The organism is Pedobacter lusitanus, assembly GCF_040026395.1.
In the GTDB taxonomy this organism is placed as follows: Bacteria; Bacteroidota; Bacteroidia; order Sphingobacteriales; family Sphingobacteriaceae; genus Pedobacter; species Pedobacter lusitanus.
The window spans coordinates 2,942,319-2,961,776 of record NZ_CP157278.1 but is presented as its reverse complement, the minus strand read 5'-3'; the positions used below and the strand labels follow the sequence as shown (position 1 = coordinate 2,961,776).

The 19,458-nt window shown below is 40.3% G+C and carries 11 protein-coding genes; all 11 read left to right on the top strand.

What is annotated here, in order from left to right; genetic code table 11:
* Window positions 1-6: 6 nt before the first annotated feature.
* The 11 genes from PL_RS12590 to PL_RS12540 all read left to right on the top strand — a co-directional run bounded on the left by PL_RS12590 (window position 7) and on the right by PL_RS12540 (window position 19,388).
* Window positions 7-1,035 carry a LacI family DNA-binding transcriptional regulator gene (locus tag PL_RS12590; RefSeq protein WP_041880728.1) on the top strand — a complete coding sequence of 343 codons (1,029 nt, stop codon included), beginning with the start codon at window positions 7-9 and terminating at the stop codon, window positions 1,033-1,035.
* Window positions 1,036-1,457: 422 nt separating this feature from the next.
* Window positions 1,458-4,442 (top strand): SusC/RagA family TonB-linked outer membrane protein, encoded by a 2,985-nt coding sequence (locus PL_RS12585; protein ID WP_041880726.1) that lies wholly within the window; start codon window positions 1,458-1,460, stop codon window positions 4,440-4,442.
* A gap of 22 nt (window positions 4,443-4,464) precedes the next feature.
* Window positions 4,465-6,048 carry a RagB/SusD family nutrient uptake outer membrane protein gene (locus tag PL_RS12580; protein WP_052496194.1) on the top strand — a complete coding sequence of 528 codons (1,584 nt, stop codon included), beginning with the start codon at window positions 4,465-4,467 and terminating at the stop codon, window positions 6,046-6,048.
* Between the two features lie 44 nt (window positions 6,049-6,092).
* A complete protein-coding gene (locus tag PL_RS12575; protein WP_041880725.1) occupies window positions 6,093-7,121 on the top strand; it encodes a SusE domain-containing protein in 1,029 nt (342 codons plus the stop codon).
* Window positions 7,122-7,192: 71 nt separating this feature from the next.
* The gene (locus PL_RS12570; protein ID WP_041880724.1) at window positions 7,193-9,667 is read left to right on the top strand and encodes a TIM-barrel domain-containing protein; all 2,475 of its coding nucleotides are present in this window, start codon (window positions 7,193-7,195) and stop codon (window positions 9,665-9,667) included.
* A gap of 10 nt (window positions 9,668-9,677) precedes the next feature.
* Window positions 9,678-11,528 carry a glycoside hydrolase family 13 protein gene (locus PL_RS12565; RefSeq protein WP_041880766.1) on the top strand — a complete coding sequence of 617 codons (1,851 nt, stop codon included), beginning with the start codon at window positions 9,678-9,680 and terminating at the stop codon, window positions 11,526-11,528.
* 47 nt (window positions 11,529-11,575) lie between these two features.
* Window positions 11,576-12,256, top strand: coding sequence for a beta-phosphoglucomutase (gene pgmB, locus PL_RS12560; protein ID WP_041880721.1), 681 nt, complete (start codon window positions 11,576-11,578; stop codon window positions 12,254-12,256).
* Between the two features lie 2 nt (window positions 12,257-12,258).
* Window positions 12,259-14,580 (top strand): glycoside hydrolase family 65 protein, encoded by a 2,322-nt coding sequence (locus PL_RS12555; protein ID WP_041880719.1) that lies wholly within the window; start codon window positions 12,259-12,261, stop codon window positions 14,578-14,580.
* Window positions 14,577-16,334 carry an alpha-amylase family protein gene (locus PL_RS12550; RefSeq protein ID WP_041880715.1) on the top strand — a complete coding sequence of 586 codons (1,758 nt, stop codon included), beginning with the start codon at window positions 14,577-14,579 and terminating at the stop codon, window positions 16,332-16,334. The genes PL_RS12555 and PL_RS12550 overlap by 4 nt, the downstream gene beginning before the upstream one ends.
* Window positions 16,335-16,401: 67 nt before the next feature.
* Window positions 16,402-17,754 carry an MFS transporter gene (locus PL_RS12545; protein WP_041880713.1) on the top strand — a complete coding sequence of 451 codons (1,353 nt, stop codon included), beginning with the start codon at window positions 16,402-16,404 and terminating at the stop codon, window positions 17,752-17,754.
* A gap of 86 nt (window positions 17,755-17,840) precedes the next feature.
* Complete coding sequence (locus PL_RS12540) at window positions 17,841-19,388, top strand: S10 family peptidase (RefSeq protein ID WP_041880711.1); 1,548 nt, start codon at window positions 17,841-17,843, stop codon at window positions 19,386-19,388.
* Window positions 19,389-19,458: the final 70 nt, after the last annotated feature.

Genomic DNA, 19,458 nt, shown 5'->3' with positions numbered 1-19,458 from the left:
GCGTAGATGCGTAATATCAATATAAAAGAACTGGCGAAAACGCTTAATTTATCAACTTCAACTGTTTCCCGGGCATTTCGGGATAATAGTGATATCAGCAAAGAAACCAAGGATAAGATATTGGCTGCGGCAAAAGAACTGAATTATCAGCCTAATCATTATGCAAGTAATCTGAGAGAGCAACGCAGTAAAACTATTGCTGTTATCGTTCCCGAGCTGGCTAATAATTTCTTTTCACAGGTTATACATGGCATTGAAGGGGTAGCCAGAGCAAGAGGTTACCATATCCTGATTTATTCTACAGATGATGACTATGAAAAAGAAGTTTCATTTATCAGACACCTGCATAACGGACGTGCTGATGGAATTATTATGTCTGTATCAGGCGAAGCCAATGATCACAATTACCTGAATGAACTGAATCAGAAAAGACTGCCATTGGTTTTCTTTGACAGGGTATATGAAGATATTATTACACCCAGGGTTATTACCAATGATTACGAAAGTAGCTTTTCTGCTGTTCAGCATCTGATTAAGCAGGGATGTAAACGCATAGCCTGTTTAGTTATTAATAAAAACTTATCAATCGGTAAAACCAGGATGCAGGGCTATCTGGATGCGCTGGCAAAGTATGACATTCCATTTGATGACCGCCTGATTGTAGATTGTACCAATAGCTATAAGCGGAATAATGTAATCCTGAAGGATATGCTGAAACGCCTGAAACCTGATGGGGTATTTACTTCTGTAGAGCGTCTGGCCTTTGCTACCTATTATGCCTGCAATGATCTGGAGGTTGCTATCCCTGAACAGGTCAAAGTTGTCGGGTTTTCAAGTCTGCAGATTGCACCATTACTAAATCCTTCATTAACTACAGTTACCCAGCCATCTACAGAAATTGGAGTGGAGGCAGCTTCGCTTTTATTCAAAATGCTGGAGCATCCTGAAACAGTCAATATCAATGAGAAAATTGTGCTGGGATCCAAACTGGTAAAGCGGAATTCTACCGCTTTGGGAGAGTTAAAAAAACGTTAAATTTCTATTACTAAATCGAGGGTTTTTGAGCAGAATATTTTAGGATTCTCCAGAAATACGCAGAATTCCAGTTTTTTTTTCTGTCGTGATTGTTAATAAGGTTCCCGAAGTTCGGGAACGTTCCCGGTATCGTTCCCGAAAAACAGACGGAAAAACACTTAGTGTAAAAAAAACACTTTTATAGGGTTAAAATTGATGTTAAGTTGTTGATTTACAATTTGATGAATGTGAATTTTGTGCCAGTGTGTTGTATTTGGCTATAGAATATTTTAGGGTGTTTTTGTGCTTTTGAAATATTAAATATTGTGTTAAAAAATTATTTGATATAAAATTTTGAAATCTGATCACCGAATGTAAATTTACGATGTGTGTGATACACACCCTGGATTATCCAAATATATAACCAAAAAAAATTATTAAATATGAGAGTATTTTACGTGATGAGGTATTGTCTGCTATTGATTTTTACAATCACAGCATTGGCCGTACAAGCACAAACCGGTTCTATCACTGGTAAAATTATTGATGAAACCGGGCTGGGTCTGCCGGGGGCTTCAGTACTGGTTAAAGGCCTGGGCAGAAGCGCGAGTACAGATGTAAACGGAAACTTTAAACTGACTGGTGTAACTAACGGGCCTGTTACTTTAACGGCAAGCTATATTGGTTACAGTTCAGTAGATCTGAATGTTACTGTGAAAGGTAATACTACAGCAAATTTCTCTCTGAAGCCAGATGCACAGAACTTAAATGAAGTTGTGGTAATTGGTTATGGTACTTCGCAAAAAAAGGATCTGACTGGTTCGATCACTACGGTAAGCTCAAAGAACTTTCAGGGCGGAAATATTACTTCACCGGAGCAATTGATTGCTGGTAAAGTCGCTGGTGTTTCGATCGTGTCCAATGGAGGTGCGCCAGGAGCAGGAAGTACGATCCGCGTACGTGGAGGAGCTTCTTTAAGTGCAAGTAATGATCCTCTGATTGTGGTTGACGGAGTTCCTTTTGGGAGTAACAAATTACCGGGGGCGATTAGTTCCAATGCAATTTCAGGAGTATCTAATCCTTTGAGTTTGATTAATCCCAACGATATTGAAACTTTTACAGTGCTGAAAGATGCAAATGCGACTGCTATTTATGGTTCCAGAGCTTCTAACGGTGTTATTCTCATTACTACAAAAAAAGGGAAAAGCGGTGAACCCAGTATTGATTTCAGTACGGTGAATTCATATGCCACTATAGCCAGAAAAGTAAAGGTATTAACCGGTGACCAGATTCGTGCATTTGTAAACGCAAATGGTAATGATGCTCAGAAAGCATTATTGGGTACTGCAAATACAGACTGGCAGGATGTGATTTTTAACAATGCTTTCAGTACAGATAACAACCTGAGTATTTCCGGGAAATTTAAAAATGTTCCTTACCGTGTTTCGGGTGGTTATTTAGATCAGAGAGGATTATTACTGACAGACCGGATGAAAAGAGCTTCAGGTGGGATTACATTGAACCCGACTTTCTTTGATAATCATCTGAAAGTTGATCTGAATTTAAAAGGTACAATAAGTGAATCGAATTTTGCTAATCAGGATGCCGTATTTCAGGCTGTTCAGTTTGATCCGACACAGCAGGTTTATGCAAATAATCAGTATGGCGGATACTTTGAGTGGATAGGGACTTCAGGACAGTTAAATCCAAATGCGCCGAGAAATCCTCTCGGGCTGATTGAACAAAAAAGTGATGTTGGTAAGGCTGACAGAAGTTTTGGCAATTTAAAACTGGATTACTCTTTCCATTTCCTTCCTGAACTGCATGCAAATGCCAACGTAGGTTATGATGTTTCCAAAGGATATGGAACTACATTTATTCCTGCATACGCAGCACAGAAATTTACGGTAAGTGGTGTGGCTACTCAATATGAGCAGGTACAGCACAATAAGGTTGCAGAGTTTTATCTTAATTATATCAAAGACCTGAAAGGTATAAATAGTAATATCAATGCTACGGCAGGTTATGGTTATTATGATAACGCAACTACTGTATATAATTTTACGGATTATAATGCATTGGGTGGGGTACAGAAATTACCGGTCTTCCCTTTTGATAAACAGCAAAATAGATTGTTATCTTATTATGGTCGTTTGGTTTATACTCTGGCGGATAAGTATATTCTGTCAGGAACAATGCGTGCCGATGGATCTTCGAAGTTTAGCGAATCTGGCAGATGGGGTTATTTTCCATCAGCTGCTTTCACCTGGAGAGCCATTGATGAATCTTTCCTGAAAGACAGTAAAGTGTTCTCTGACTTAAAACTTCGTTTAAGTTATGGTGTTACAGGTCAGCAGGACGGACTTCCAAATTATAGTTACCTGCCTAATTATTCCAATAGTACGAATGAATCCCAGTATCAGATTGGTGGTCAGTTTTATCATTTATATTCTCCTATTGCATATGATAAAAATCTGAAGTGGGAAACTTCCACAACTTATAATGCCGGTCTGGATTATGGCTTATTCAATGGAAGAGTTTACGGTAGCGTAGATGTGTATTACAAAAAAACCAAAGACCTGTTAAGTCTGGTTCCGATTGCTGTGGGTACAAACTTCAGTAATCAGTTGATCACCAATGTTGGAAATATGGAGAACAAAGGGATTGAAGCCAGTATCAATGTCAGCCTGATTAAAAGCGCTGATGTAAACTGGGATATGGGCTTTAACGTAACCTATAATAAAAATAAAGTAACCAACTTATCTTTAAACCCGGATCCCGATTTCAAGGTTGGTACTACTGGTATTGATGGAGCAACCGGTACTACGATACAATGGAACTCTGTGAATTACAATCCTAATTCATTCCTGGTATACAAGCAGGTATATGATGCAAAAGGTGCACCTGTTGAAGGGGTATATGCTGATTTGAACAATGATGGAAAAGTGAATGAGCAGGACAGATATTTCTATAAATCTCCTGCACCTAAATATATCATGGGCTTCACCTCTTCGTTCAGTTATAAAAAATGGACCTTGAGTACGGTATTACGTGCTAATCTGGGCAATTATATTTATGATAATATTTCTTCCAACTTAGCTGTGAGCAGAAATATTCTGAGTCCAAGCGGATTATTGAATAATGCTACGACTACCATATTTGATAGTAATTTCTCCAATAACCAGTTTCTGAGTGATTATTATATCCATAATGCTTCTTTCCTGAAAATGGATAATGCAGGACTGGCTTATAATTTTGGTCGTCTGTCACCAAACTCAAAAACAACTTTGCGTATTACAGCGAATGTTCAGAATGTATTTGTAATCTCTGATTATAAAGGTCTTGATCCTGAAATCAGCACTGGTATAGATTACAAATTGTATCCAAGACCAAGAACTTACAGTTTAGGGCTTAATGTTGGATTTTAATAAATTATAATTTAAGAAAGAGATGAAGAATCTATTCAAAATATTTACGGCAGCTGCCTTTCTTGCAGCAACATTATCATCTTGTAAAAAAGATTTGGTTTTAAAGCCAACCAACGACCTGACATCAGAGGTGGTTTACGCAAACCTGAGTGGATATAAGCAGGTACTGGCCAAAGCTTACGCAAGTTTTGCAACTACTGGTCCAAAGGGTTCCGGTGACAGTGATCTTGGTGGTATTGATGCAGGAACTTCTGATTTTCTGCGTTTATACTGGAATGCGCAGGAATTAACTTCTGATGAAGGGATCTGTGTATGGAATGACCCTGGAGTTTATGATTTAAACTACCAGACTTATACTTCTGATAACATTCTTCTGCGTGGTTTATATACCAGAAGTTTATATCAGATTACGATCGTAAACGAGTTTCTTCGTGAAAGTACGCCAGAGAAACTGGCTGCGCGGAATATCACTGGTGCTGATGCGGCTGAAATTACCAGATACAGATCGGAAGTAAGATTTTTACGGGCTTATCAATACTGGGTGCTAATGGATTTATTTGGTAACCCTCCGTTCATTACTGAGGCTAATGAAATAGGCGTAATTGCACCTAAGCAAATTAAACGTGCCGATTTATTCAAATATGTAGAAAGCGAACTTTTGGCTATAGAACCGGAATTACAGGCTTCCAATGAATATGGAAGAGTAACAAAAGGTGCTGATCAGCTGCTTTTATCACGATTGTATCTGAATGCTTCGGTTTATACGGGAACAGCTAAAAATACAGAAGCAGTTACTTATGCAAATAAAGTAATCGGAGGTAGTTATTCCCTGAACAGTGCTTACAAAAATCTGTTCCTTTCAGATAATGATACGAATAACCCTGAAGTGATTTTATCGATTAACTATGATGGGAATTTTACGCAGAATTTTGGTGGTACAACTTTCCTGACCAATGCTTCAATCAATGGGGATATGAAACCTGCTGATTTTGGTATTCCGGGTGGAGGATGGGGTGGTATCCGTACCCGTTCAACGTTACCTGCTATTTTTGGTATTTCCGGCGCTTTTACCAGTAACCCGGATTCAAGAGCTATGTTTTATGGAACTAAATCAGCAAATGATGATGTGGCGGTATTTACTGATGGTCTGCGTGCTGTTAAATTCAGAAATGTAGATCGTGCCAATGTTCCTGCTCCATCTAACAACGGAACATTCTGTTCTATTGATTTTCCTTTATTTCGTTTACCTGAAGCGTATTTAAATTATGCTGAAGCTGTTTTACGCGGTGGAGGTGGTGGCTCATTAAACCAGGCAATTGACTATGTAAACAAATTGCGCCGCCGTGCTTATGGTAACGATTCCGGAAATGTTTCCTCGCTTAATTTAGATGATGTATTAGCTGAAAGAGCTAAAGAATTTTTCTGGGAAGGTTACAGACGTACAGACCTGATACGCTACAGCAAGTTTACAGAAGGATCTTATTTATGGCCGTTTAAAGGGGGAGTTAAAGCAGGACGTGGTGTAGAATCATTCCGCAGTATTTTTCCATTGCCGTCAGCAGATGTAATTGCGAACAGCAACCTGATTCAGAATCCTGGTTATTAATTATCAAAGACGCCATCTTACAAAAACATAAAATAAATAAACGGATGAAATCATTATTTATAAAAACCATGACCTATAGCCTTTTGCTGCTATTATTTGCGTCATGTAAAAAGGATGAAACTAAAACTGTAGCCGGAAACGGTACAGCACCGGTTTTGACTGCGAGCCAGAATAACCTGGTATTAAGTGCTGATCATGCTGCGCAGACTGCAACGGTACTCAACTGGTCAGCTTCTTCATTTGGCTATAGTGCTGATATCGCTTATGCTGTACAGATTGACAGTGCAGGGAAAAATTTCAAGGCACCAAAAGAAGTGGCCCTGGCAGGGTTATTAACTAAAACTTTTACTGTTGCAGAAATCAATGACCTGGCTAATCAGTTAGGCCTTACTTCGGGTGTAGCAGGAAAAGTGGAAGTGAGAGTCAAAGCGAGTATCAGTGATAAATATACACCCGCCTATTCGAACGTATTAGCGTTAACTGTAACTCCTTATCTGGTTGTGATTAACTATCCATCACTATATGTTCCGGGATCTTATCAGGGCTGGGATCCTAAAAGTGCTGCAAAAATTTCCTCTGTAAATGATGATAAAGCTTATGAAGGATATGTTAATTTTCCGGATGCAACTACCGACTTTAAGTTTACTTCACAAGGTGACTGGAATGGTATAAACTACGGCACTTCAACGCCAGGTATACTTAATGCCGGTGGTGGAGATAATCTGCATGTAGATGGTGCCGGATATTACCGCATTAAAGCGGATACCAAAGCATTGACTTATTCGCTTACCAAAACTGTATGGGCAGTCATTGGCAGTGCTACCGGATCATGGGATAATGAAACACTAATGACTTATGATGCAACTGCTAAAGTATGGACAATTACCAAAGCTTTAACCGCCGGAGAATTTAAATTCAGAGCCAATGGTTCTTATGATATCAACTTCGGTGATGACAAGGGTAAACCAAAATATGGAGGCGACAATATTAAAGTCGCGGCCGACGGAAATTACAAAATCACTTTAAATCTGAGTGTTCCGGGTAACTATGCTTACAGTGTAACAAAACTTTAAAAATGTAAATGCCCTGAAGATTCTTCAGGGCATTTGCTTCGTTAATTCCAAATCTAATTTTTCCGATCAATATGAGAAAACTGACCACGATCCCAAAGCTGCTGCTGCTTTTAACTTTCCCTGTGCTGACCTTTGCCCAAAATGGCCCGGTACGTGGTACTGGAAATATAACCTCGGTGAGTATCACCGGGCAAAAAATAGAGTTTACAACAGAAAATGCACATGGGGAACTGACAGTTTACAGTCCCAATGTGATCAGTGTCAGATTAGATCAGAAGAAGCTGGGTAAAGACTTTTCTTATGCGGTGATTTCATCGCCGGTAAAGACTCCTGTTGCTATCAGTCAGAATGAACAGGAGATTATGGTAACGACCGATTCTCTGAAAGCCAGGATTACTAAAAAACCTTATAGTATTGCTTTTTATACATTGGATGGCCAGGTGATCAGTCAGGATGAAAAAGGGCTGACTACTTCGTGGGTGGAAAGTGAAGTCACAACCTACAAGAAAATGCAGGAAGGGGAACGTTTTGTCGGGCTCGGAGAAAAGACAGGTAACCTTGACCGTAAGGGAAGTGGTTATACCAACTGGAATTTTGATGCTTACGGCTATTCGACCGGGCAGGACCCGATTTATTCTACGATACCTTTTTACATGGGAATACATCATGGATTAAACTATGGTATATTTCTGGACAACACTTACCAGAGTGATTTTAACTTTGGTGCGAGTAACAACAGATTTTCATCTTTTGGTGCACAAGGCGGAGAAATGAATTACTATTTCATTTATCATAAACGCCTGGCAGATATTATTACTTCTTATACAGCGCTGACAGGGCGTATGAATCTGCCACCCCTGTGGAGTTTAGGCTATCAGCAAAACAGATATACTTATTATCCGGAAACAGAGGTTTTGCGTATAGCACAAACCCTGAGAGAGAAGAAAATTCCCGCAGACGGAATCACACTGGATATCCATTATATGGACCAGTATAAATTATTCACCTGGGATAAATCGCGTTTCCCCAATCCGCTGGCTATGAATAAAAAACTGGCAGATATGGGCTTTACCACAACGGTAATCGTAGATCCGGGCATTAAAGTAGAAAAAGGTTATCAGGCTTACGAAAGCGGTCTGAAAGAAAATATATTTATTAAATACCCTGACAGTACAAATTACTCCGGACAGGTTTGGCCCGGCTGGTGCAATTTTCCTGATTTTACCAGTGAAAAAGGCAGATCATGGTGGAGAAATGAGGTGAAGTTTTTTGCCAGTACCGGCGTCTCAGGTATCTGGAATGACATGAACGAAATTGCTACCTGGGGAAACAAAATGCCAAATAACGTTTTGTTTAACTATGATGGTGCTATGGCCAGTCACAAGCAGGCACATAATGTATACGGCTTACAAATGGCACGTTCCAGTTATGAAGGCGCCAAAGCATCTATGGATAACAAACGTCCTTTCATTTTAACCCGTGCAGGTTATGCCGGACTACAGCGTTATACTGCAATCTGGACCGGAGATAACCGTCCCGAAGAAGATCATATGTTATTGGGAGTACGTTTAATTAACAGTTTAGGGCTAAGTGGTGTCCCTTTTGCCGGAATGGATATTGGCGGATTTATTGGTACGCCCAGCAACTCGCTGTTTGCAAGATGGGTTCAGATTGGTGCATTTAACCCGTATTTCCGTAACCATGCAGCAGTGAATACCCAATCTTCTGAGCCCTGGACACATGGCGAAGAGGTACTGGAAATTTCCAGAAATTACATCAATCTCCGTTATAAACTGATGCCATATTTGTATGCTGCTTTTTTTGAAGCTACACAGAACGGACTGCCTGTGATGAGAACACTGGCCATAGACTATACCTTTGACGCAAAAATATTTGATACTGCTTTTCAGAACCAATATTTATTTGGTAAAGCATTTATGGTATTGCCATTTGAAAGCACAAAAGAATTTGGAAATGCTTATTTCCCTAAAGGATTATGGTATGATCTGTATACTGATGAAACGCAAACCGGCGGCACAGAAAAGATCCTTCGTTTATCTAAAAACAAACTTCCGGTTTACGTAAAAGAAAGTAGTATTGTACCGATGCAATCACTGGTTCAGTCTACTCAGGAAAAACCAACAGACACCTTGACGGTTCATGTCTATAAAGGAGCATTAAATAATTCTTTCGTTTACTATGAAGATGATGGTCAGACATTTAATTATCAAAAGGGCGATTTTTATAAACGTACAATCACTTATGATCCGGCCGGCCGGAATATTATATTTGAACAGGCCGAAGGTTCGCGGAAGTCGAAATTCGGCCAGCTTCAGCTAGTTTTTCATGGTTTTAGTGATGCAGATAAAATAACTGGTACTACAGCACAATTAAATAACGGCCAAAAAGTCAAAGAGTCTTTGAATTCATTTCTTACACCAATTTCCCATTTCGATCCTCAGGGAACTGCAAACCCGGTGGAAGGGGCGAAGGTTAAAAATTTAACCCTCACCCATACTGCTGCCCGGTTTGTGATTGCCTATTAAAACATTAAAAATGAAGAAACTATTAATTGTACTATTTGTTCTGTTAGCAGCAAATACATGGGCACAGTCTAAACCCGATCGTATAGAACCTATGTTCTGGTGGGCTGGAATGAAAAATCCAAAACTTCAGCTATTGGTTCATGGTCAGCATATCGGAGCATATAGTGTACGGCTGAATTATCCCGGGGTAAAGCTGCTTAAAGTTCATGAGGTGGAAAATCCAAATTACCTGTTTATTGATCTGGAGATTACTGCGGATGCTAAAGCTGGTAAGTTCCCGATTGTTTTTATGGATAAATGGAAGAAGGTTGCTGAATATAGTTATGAACTGAAGAACAGAGATCTTTCTCCTTCAAGAATTCAGGGAGTAACTGATAAAGATTTGATCTATCTGCTAATGCCTGACCGTTTTTCAAATGGTGATAAATCAAACGATATTGTCAAAGGGCTTGCTGAGCATAAACTGAATCGTGATTCTATGTATTACCGTCATGGCGGAGATATTCAAGGGGTAATTAATCACCTGGATTATCTGAAAGCATTGGGGGTAACGACTATCTGGATGACACCGGAAATCGAGAACGATATGCCACTGGCTTCTTACCACGGATACGCAGCAACAGATCATTATAAAATAGACCCGCGTTATGGGACTAATGAATTATATAAAACCTATGTAGACAAAGTACATGCTAAAGGGTTAAAAGTGATCAAAGATATAGTGCATAATCACATCGGTACAGGCCATTGGATTTTTAAAGATATGCCAATGAAAGACTGGGTGAATCAATGGCCGGTTTATACACAGACAAGCTACCGTGATGAGCCGGTAATGGACCCGCATACCTCACAGGCTGATCTGAAAAAACAACTGGATGGCTGGTTTGTACCAACCATGCCGGATCTGAATGAAAAAAATCCTTATGTACAAAATTACCTGACGCAAAATCATATCTGGTGGATTGAATATGCTGGTATTGATGGATTGAGGTTAGATACCTACGCTTATAATGATCCTGCTTACATGGCCGACTGGGCCTTGAAACTTAAAGCGGAATTTCCTTCTTTATCTATTTTCGGGGAAACACTGGTAAACTCTGTTCCTGCACAAGCTTATTTTACCCAGGGTAATACGGCAAACAGAGGTTTTGATACACATTTACCAGGGGTAACAGATAATGTACTGAAGAGTGCTGTTTATGAAACACTGAATGGTAAATCCGGATGGGTAGATGGGGTTTTCAGATTATATAATGTCATTTCACAGGATTTTCTCTATCAGGATGCAACAAGAAATGTTATCTATTGGGATAATCATGACATGAGCCGTTTTTATTCTATGATACAGGAAGATATCAATAAATATAAATCAGGAATGGCTCTGCTGCTTACGATGAGAGGTATCCCTCAGTTATATTATGGAACAGAAATCCTGATGAAAAATTATTCTGCTCCTGATGGACTGGTACGTTCTGATTTCCCGGGAGGATGGGCAGGTGATGCGAAAGATAAATTTACAGCTGCCGGCCGGACTCCTCAGGAAAATGAAGCATGGAACTTTGTGAGTAAACTGGCACTTTACAGAAAAAATAATCCTGCACTGCAAAATGGTAAGATGATGCAATTTGTTCCTGAAGATGGGATGTACGTTTATTTCAGGTATCTTCCAGAAGGAAATGGTAAAGATGTGATGGTGATCTTAAATAGTGAAGATAAAACTAAAGTACTGGACACCTCGCGATTTGCAGAAAGAATGAAAAATATACACTCGGCTGTGAATGTGATCAGCGGAGAAAAATTAAATACGGTAAAAACGATTAACATTCCAGCTAAAACAACACTGGTACTGGAGTTGAATTGAAATTAACAGGAAAGCGGCAAGCTTCAAATCTATAAATAGAAATAAGGATGAAACATACAACTATAGCATGCATTTTTGATCTTGATGGAGTATTGGTAGATACTGCGGTTTATCATTATCAGGCATGGAAGAAACTGGCTAACTCATTAGGTTTTGATTTTAGTGAAGCACAGAACGAACAGCTGAAAGGTGTAAACCGGATGCGTTCTCTGGATATGATCTTAAACTGGGGTAGAGTAACAAAAACAGCCGCCGAAAAAGAAGAACTGGCTACACTTAAAAATAGCTGGTATGTGGATATGATTAATAAAATGTCGGTCTCTGAAGTATTACCCGGCTCGCTGAATCTGTTAAAGGCATTGAAAGCACAGGGAATTAAAATTGCTTTGGGGTCGGCAAGTAAAAATTCAGGACTCATCCTGGAAAGAACAGAGCTGGCACACTTTTTTGACGCAATTGTGGATGGTAATGCGGTTACAACTTCAAAACCGGATCCGGAAGTTTTCATTAAAGGGGCAGAGCTGTTAAATGCAGCTGCTGCTGATTGTATAGTTTTTGAAGATGCAGCTGCCGGTGTACAGGCAGCCATTGCAGCAGATATGGCGGTAATTGGTATAGGAACAGCGGCTAATTTGCCTGGGGCAGATGAGTATTATAAAGATCTTTCGGCAATTACTGTTGAAGGACTGATTAATTTAGTAAAGAGTAAGCATAGCGTAAAAGGATAGACATGAAGAATTACATACAAGCGCAAGAGTGGGATATCGTAGAGAATGGTTTTGATTCTCATTTGAATAAAATATCAGAAAGTATATTCAGTCTGGGTAATGGCCGGATGGGACAGCGTGCAAATTTTGAAGAAACCTATACCGGTGATACTTTGCAGGGAAATTATGTAGCAGGAGTTTATTATCCTGATAAGACCCGTGTGGGCTGGTGGAAAAATGGTTATCCTGAATATTTTGCTAAAGTATTGAATGCTGCAGACTGGATGGGACTGGAGCTTAAACTGGATGGAGAGCTTTTAGATCTTAATCAATGTAAGGTAACAGCATTTCAGCGGGTGTTAAACATGCAGGAAGGTTACCTGGAACGTACATTTACTGCAGAACTGGTATCTGGCAAGCAGGTACAGGTGAAGGCTAAGCGTTTCTTCAGTATTGCCAATGATGAGATTGCTGCTTTACATTATCAGTTAACTCCGCTTAACTTTTCAGGAAAACTGGATCTGATCTCTTTTATTGACGGGGATGTGAAAAATCAGGATTCAAACTATGAAGAGAAATTCTGGGACGAGGTTAGCAGTGCACAGGAAGCAAGTGGTTCTTATTTAACATTGAGAACTAAAAAAACAGCATTTGAGGTTATAACAGGGGTTAAAACTGTAGTGATTAAAAATGATAAAACGGTTCAGCTATCAATAGATACTAAATCGCGTGACAAGTATCTTTCGGAAAGTGTTTCTCTGGATCTGACTTTGAATGAAGGAATCAGCATTTATAAAATAGCGACTAACCTGTCTTCACAAAATTATGCTCCTGCTGATTTACCGGATAGAGCCAAAGAAGTAATTAAGGCTGCGGTTGAAAAAGGTTTTGAGGAGTTATTAAAGGAACAGGCTGCTGCATGGGCGACCAAATGGCAGGAAGGTGATATTATCATAGAAGGTGATGTTGCAGCACAGCAGGCTATCCGTTTTAATATTTTCCAGTTAAACCAGACTTATACCGGAAAAGATGCCCGTTTAAATATTGGCCCGAAAGGCTTCACAGGAGAAAAATACGGAGGTTCTACTTACTGGGATACCGAAGCTTATTGTATTCCTTTTTACTTATCGACAGCACCTCAGGAGGTTTCCAGGAACCTGCTGGTCTATCGTTATAAACATCTGGAAAGAGCTATAGAAAATGCGGGTAAACTAGGGTTTAACAAAGGTGCAGCGCTATATCCGATGGTAACGATGAATGGTGAGGAATGCCATAATGAATGGGAAATTACTTTCGAGGAAATTCATAGAAACGGAGCAATTGCTTTTGCAATTTTCAATTATATCAGGTACACAGGTGACTCTTCTTATCTGAAAGAATTCGGACTGGAGGTCTTGATTGGTATTGCCCGTTTCTGGAAGCAAAGAGTAAACTGGAGTGCTGATAAAAAACAATACGTTATGCTGGGAGTGACCGGGCCTAACGAATATGAGAACAATATCAATAATAACTGGTATACCAATACACTGGCTGCATGGTGTTTAAAATATACGATGGAGGCTGCCGGAATCGTGAAAGAGAATGATCCGGAACAGTATCAGCGTATTGTAGCTAAAACGGCATTGGAAGAAGGGGCAGAATTTGCTGACTGGAAAGAAATCTCTGAGCACATTTATCTTCCATATGATGAAGAACTAGGCGTATTCCTGCAACAGGACGGATATTTAGATAAGGAGCAGATTCTGGTAAAAGACCTGCCTGCTTCAGCACGTCCGTTAAACCAGAAATGGAGCTGGGATAGAATCCTGCGTTCGTGTTTCATTAAACAGGCGGATGTTTTACAGGGAATGTACTTTTTTGAAGATGACTACGATCTGGAATCTTTAAGAAGGAATTTTGATTTTTATGAATCCCGTACTGTACATGAAAGTTCTTTATCGCCCTGCGTACATAGTATTCTGGCAGCTAAATTAAATGATGGGGACAGGGCGTATGAATTTTATCTGCGTACGGCACGTCTGGATCTGGATGATTATAATAACGATACAGAAGATGGTTTGCATATCACTTCAATGGCCGGAACATGGATGAGTATTGTAGAAGGATTTGGTGGAATGCGTGTTAAGAATGACACCCTTTCATTTAACCCTTTTCTTCCGGAACAATGGAAATCGTTTGCCTTTACTATCGGATTCCGCGGAATTCAGCTGAACATCAAGATTAAAAAGGACGAAATCATTATTAATACGACGAGCAAAGAGTTGCTGCACATTAATATATTTAATAAGTTACACCCCGTTCAGGCAGGTGAAACGGTAATTAATTATAAAGGACTACTGGTATGAAAACCCGTTACTGGATTTTAACTGTAGTTGTTTTACTGTTTTCAGGATCTATAAATAGAATTATGGCGCAGAATAATAAAAAAATCATGATCTACCAGCTGTTGCCAAGGTTATTTGGTAATAAGGAGCAAAACAATATTCCTTACGGCACTATTGAGCAGAATGGCAGCGGGAAATTTAACGACATTACTGCTGACGCCCTTGATGGGATTAAAGAGCTGGGAACAACACATGTTTGGTTTACCGGTGTAATCTCTCATGCTACTTTAACAGATTATAGCCGTGCAGGTTTGCCGGCAAATAATGCCAGTGTTGTCAAAGGCAGAGCAGGGTCCCCTTATGCAGTCAGAGATTACTATGATGTAGATCCTGATCTGGCCGTTGATGTGAATAAAAGAATGGCCGAATTTGAAGCATTGATCAAAAGGACGCATGATAAAGGATTGAAAGTGATTATTGACTTTGTCCCTAATCATGTCGCCCGTCAGTATCAGTCAAAAATGAAGCCTGCCGGTGTTAAGGATTTTGGAGAGGGTGATAATGTACAGGTAGCTTTTAGTCCGGCTAATGACTATTATTATGTGCCGGGAAAAGACTTTGTTGTTCCGGCACCTAAATCTGATCAGCCAACGCCGCTTTCTGTTTTGCAGCAGGCGAGTTACCTGGAGTCACCGGCTAAGGCTACAGGAAATAATGTTTTCTCTGAAAGACCATCTGTGGATGACTGGTATGAAACCATCAAACTCAATTATGGAGTAGATCAGCAAAATGGTGCAAAACCACACTTTACACCAACACCTGCAGTCTGGACTAAAATGAGAGATATTTTGGTTTACTGGACAGGAAAAGGAGTAGATGGTTTCCGTTGTGATATGGCCGAGATGGTTCCTCTTGAATTCTGGAATTGGGTAATCCCTGAAGTGAAAAAGGTAAAACCAGGACTGATATTTATTGGGGAAGCCTATGATCCTGCAACTTATAAATCATTTCTGACTACTGGTAAATTTGATTATTTATATGATAAGGTAGGTTTATATGATGGACTGAAGAAATTGATCAGAAGTGAAGATCATGCGGATGTCAATGATATCCGGAAAGTCTGGCAGCAGGAAAGTGCCGGTTTCGGGGATCAGATGCTGCGTTTTCTGGAGAATCATGACGAAGAGCGGATAGCTTCTGCTGGTTTTGCCGGACAGGCGGAACTGGCATTGCCTGCCATGGTTGTTTCTGCTACCTTATCGGGTGGCCCTGTAATGACCTATTTTGGCCAGGAGGTTGGTGAACCAGGCAGGGGTGCAGAGGGTTTTGGCGGAGAAGATAATCGTACGACCATTTTTGATTACTGGGGTATACCGGAACATCAGAAGTGGATGAACGGCGGTGCTTTTGACGGTGGAAAAATTTTGGGCGCACAAAAGGAACTCAGGAAATATTATGTCAGACTGCTTCAGTTTACTGCGGGATCAGAAGCCATAGCCAATGGTCAGTTATGGGAAATCCCTGTTGGTGGTAATATGAACAAAAGGATGTATGGTTATGTGCGTTATACGGCTAATCAGCGTCTGCTGATCCTGGTCAACTTTGACCGCCATTACAGAATGGAAAGCCAGGTACAGATCCCGGCAGAGATTTTACAGCATCGTCCGGTTACTACTGCCACAGACCAGCTGTCTGATCTGAAATTAACTGATCTCAAAGATAATACGATACCCATCCGGGTATTGCCTATGCAGGCGCAGATCATTGCATTTTAATCCCGCGGACCTTCAAAATTACCAGAACTCAATATAACACCTGAACCTCCAAACCGAACAGATCCTCATGGAACAAAATAAAGCCGTTGCCGCTAAACCAAGATTGTCCAATGCTCAGATTTTTAATATGAGTGCAGGTTTTTTTGGGATACAATTTGGTTTTGCCCTGCAAAATGGAAATGCCTCAAGAATTCTGCAGACTTTTGGTGCAGATGTTGAACATCTTTCCCTTTTCTGGCTGGCAGCTCCTCTGACTGGTATGATCGTCCAACCGATTATTGGCTATTACAGCGATAAGACCTGGAACCGTTTTGGCAGAAGGAGACCCTATTTTCTGATTGGTGCAATTTTAACAGCTATTGCTTTAATCCTGATGCCTAATTCGGGTGCTATGGCCAGTTTTCTGCCTCCTATTATTATCGGGGCAGGAATGCTGATGATTATGGATGCTTCAATTAATGTAGCAATGGAACCTTTCAGGGCTTTGGTAGGAGATAAATTGCCTGAAAGTCAGCGGAGTTTTGGGTTTTCCATGCAGACTTTTCTGATAGGAGCGGGTGCGATATCCGGTTCCTGGCTGCCCTATATATTTTCTGAATATCTGGGTGCGTCTAAGGTTGCAGCAGCAGGACAGGTTCCCCATAATGTGATTTACTCTTTTTATGCAGGGGCTGCGATTTTACTGTTTACTATATTATGGACGGTATTAACGACTAAAGAATATCCGCCGGAAGAAATGGCTTTATACCATGCTGCGGAACCGGAAACAGAAGAACAAAAAGGATTATTATCTATCCTGACCGATTTCTCCAAAATGCCTTTAACGATGAAACAGCTGGGGCTGGTTCAGTTTTTCTCCTGGTTTGCCCTGTTTTCTATGTGGGTATTTACCACACCGGCTATTGCCCAGCATATCTATAAGGTACTTCCGGGTGATACTTCTTCTGTGAAATTTGCTGATGCGGGTAACTGGGTAGGTATCCTGTTTGGTGTATATAATGGTGTTTCGGCTATTTATGCTTTGGTTTTACCTGCTATTGCCAGAGCTACAAGCCGTAAGGTAGCGCATGCTTTTTCTTTACTGGCAGGTGGTGCAGGTTTGTTATCTATCTACTTTATCAGTAATCCTGATCACCTGATCTATTCAATGATCGGTATTGGTCTGGCCTGGGGAAGTATCCTTTCTATGCCTTATGCGATTTTATCCAGCGCAATACCGGCACGTAAAATGGGGGTTTATATGGGGATATTTAACTTCTTTATCACTATGCCGCAAATTGTAAATGGCATTTTCGGCGGGTTGATTGTCAAGAAATTTTATCATGGTGAGGCTATTTATGCAATTGTGCTTGCGGGTATATTCATGATCCTTGGTGCAATCTCTGTTTTATATATACAGGGTAGTAAGGACGCCAGGTAGGCTAATGGAAGAGTAACATTTTTAAGGTGTTAACATATATTCAGATCTTATTTTGATATTTAAGGGACCTAAACAATCCCATTGAAATGAAGATATTTTATACTTTAATCCTGGCTGGATTGTGTGTTTGCCATTCAGTAAATGCACAAAAAATGCAGCCGCTCAAGTCTGTTCCTGAAACAAAGAAAGGTGACAGTTCAGCAAATAACGAAGTAAACTCCCGTAATATTGTAACTGAAAGCTCTGTAGTGACGCAACATCAGGTCACTATTAAAGGCCAGCGTATTCCTTATAAAGCGGTTACAGGAACACTGCCTGTCTGGGACGAGACCGGCAAGGCCATAGCTGGTCTGTTCTATACTTATTATGAAAGATCAGATGTCAAAGAACGAAGCAGCAGACCGCTTGTTATTTCTTTTAATGGTGGTCCGGGTTCGGCATCAGTATGGATGCATATCGCCTATACAGGCCCTGTTTTACTCAATATTGATGATGAAGGATATCCGGTACAACCTTATGGATACACAGAAAATAAATATTCTATACTGGACGTAGCAGATATTGTCTATATCGATCCTGTAAACACCGGGTACTCCAGAGCAATCAATAAAGACATACCCGGCAGTAAGTTTTTTGGTGTGAATGCAGATATTAAATATCTCGCTGAATGGATTAATACCTTTGTAACCCGCAATAACCGCTGGGGTTCGCCCAAGTTCCTGATTGGTGAAAGTTATGGTACCACCCGTGTTTCCGGTTTGGCACTGGAGCTGCAGAATTCACAGTGGATGTATTTAAACGGAGTAGTACTGGTTTCGCCTACTACGCTGGGTATACAAAGAGGAGACGCTCTTTCTGCTGCGCTGCGTTTACCTTATTTTGCTGCCACAGCCTGGTATCACAAAGCACTGAAAGCAGATTTACAACAGAAAACCTTAAGTTCGTTGTTACCCGAAGTAGAGCAGTTTACCATGAATGAACTGATTCCTGCGTTAGCAAAAGGGAGTCAGCTGAGTGATGAACAGAAAAAAGTGATGGCGGCTAAGATGTCTGCCTACTCGGGAATTACGGAGAAGACCATACTGCAGCACAATCTGGATGTTCCAGCCGACTTCTTCTGGAAAGAATTACTCCGGGATAAAGGATTTACTATTGGCAGACTGGATTCCAGATACCGCGGGATGGATAAACAGGATGCGGGAGACGGACCTGATTACAATGCAGAGCTCAGTTCATGGCTGCATTCTTTTACACCGGCAATTAATATGTATATCCGCAATGAGCTTAATTATAAGACTGATCTGAAATATAACATGTTTGGTTCTGTTTATCCATGGGATAATACAGGAAACCGTACAGCAGAAAACCTGCGGGATGCGATGTCTCAGAATCCTTCTCTTCACCTGCTGGTACAATCCGGTTATTTTGACGGCGCTTGTGATTATTTTAATGCAAAATATAACCTGTGGCAAATGGATCCGGCAGGTAAATTAAAAGACCGAATGAGCTGGGAAGGATACGAAAGTGGACATATGATGTATTTGAGACGTGCTGATCTGCAGAAAGGCAACGACGATCTCCGCGACTTTATTAAAAAATCTTTACCTAAAGCAGGAATAGCTTCAAAATTTTAGACTCTTTATAAGAGGCTGTTTAAATTTATCATCTAAATTTAAACAGAACAAAATAAAATACCTATTTTTA

Excerpts from the sequence above, each read along its gene's own strand:
- PL_RS12590 (WP_041880728.1), top strand. The coding sequence starts at position 7 with ATGCGTAATATCAATATAAAAGAACTGGCGAAAACGCTTAATTTATCA.
- PL_RS12585 (WP_041880726.1), top strand. The coding sequence starts at position 1,458 with ATGAGAGTATTTTACGTGATGAGGTATTGTCTGCTATTGATTTTTACA.
- PL_RS12580 (WP_052496194.1), top strand. The coding sequence starts at position 4,465 with ATGAAGAATCTATTCAAAATATTTACGGCAGCTGCCTTTCTTGCAGCA.
- PL_RS12575 (WP_041880725.1), top strand. The coding sequence starts at position 6,093 with ATGAAATCATTATTTATAAAAACCATGACCTATAGCCTTTTGCTGCTA.
- PL_RS12570 (WP_041880724.1), top strand. The coding sequence starts at position 7,193 with ATGAGAAAACTGACCACGATCCCAAAGCTGCTGCTGCTTTTAACTTTC.
- PL_RS12565 (WP_041880766.1), top strand. The coding sequence starts at position 9,678 with ATGAAGAAACTATTAATTGTACTATTTGTTCTGTTAGCAGCAAATACA.
- pgmB (WP_041880721.1), top strand. The coding sequence starts at position 11,576 with ATGAAACATACAACTATAGCATGCATTTTTGATCTTGATGGAGTATTG.
- PL_RS12555 (WP_041880719.1), top strand. The coding sequence starts at position 12,259 with ATGAAGAATTACATACAAGCGCAAGAGTGGGATATCGTAGAGAATGGT.
- PL_RS12550 (WP_041880715.1), top strand. The coding sequence starts at position 14,577 with ATGAAAACCCGTTACTGGATTTTAACTGTAGTTGTTTTACTGTTTTCA.
- PL_RS12545 (WP_041880713.1), top strand. The coding sequence starts at position 16,402 with ATGGAACAAAATAAAGCCGTTGCCGCTAAACCAAGATTGTCCAATGCT.
- PL_RS12540 (WP_041880711.1), top strand. The coding sequence starts at position 17,841 with ATGAAGATATTTTATACTTTAATCCTGGCTGGATTGTGTGTTTGCCAT.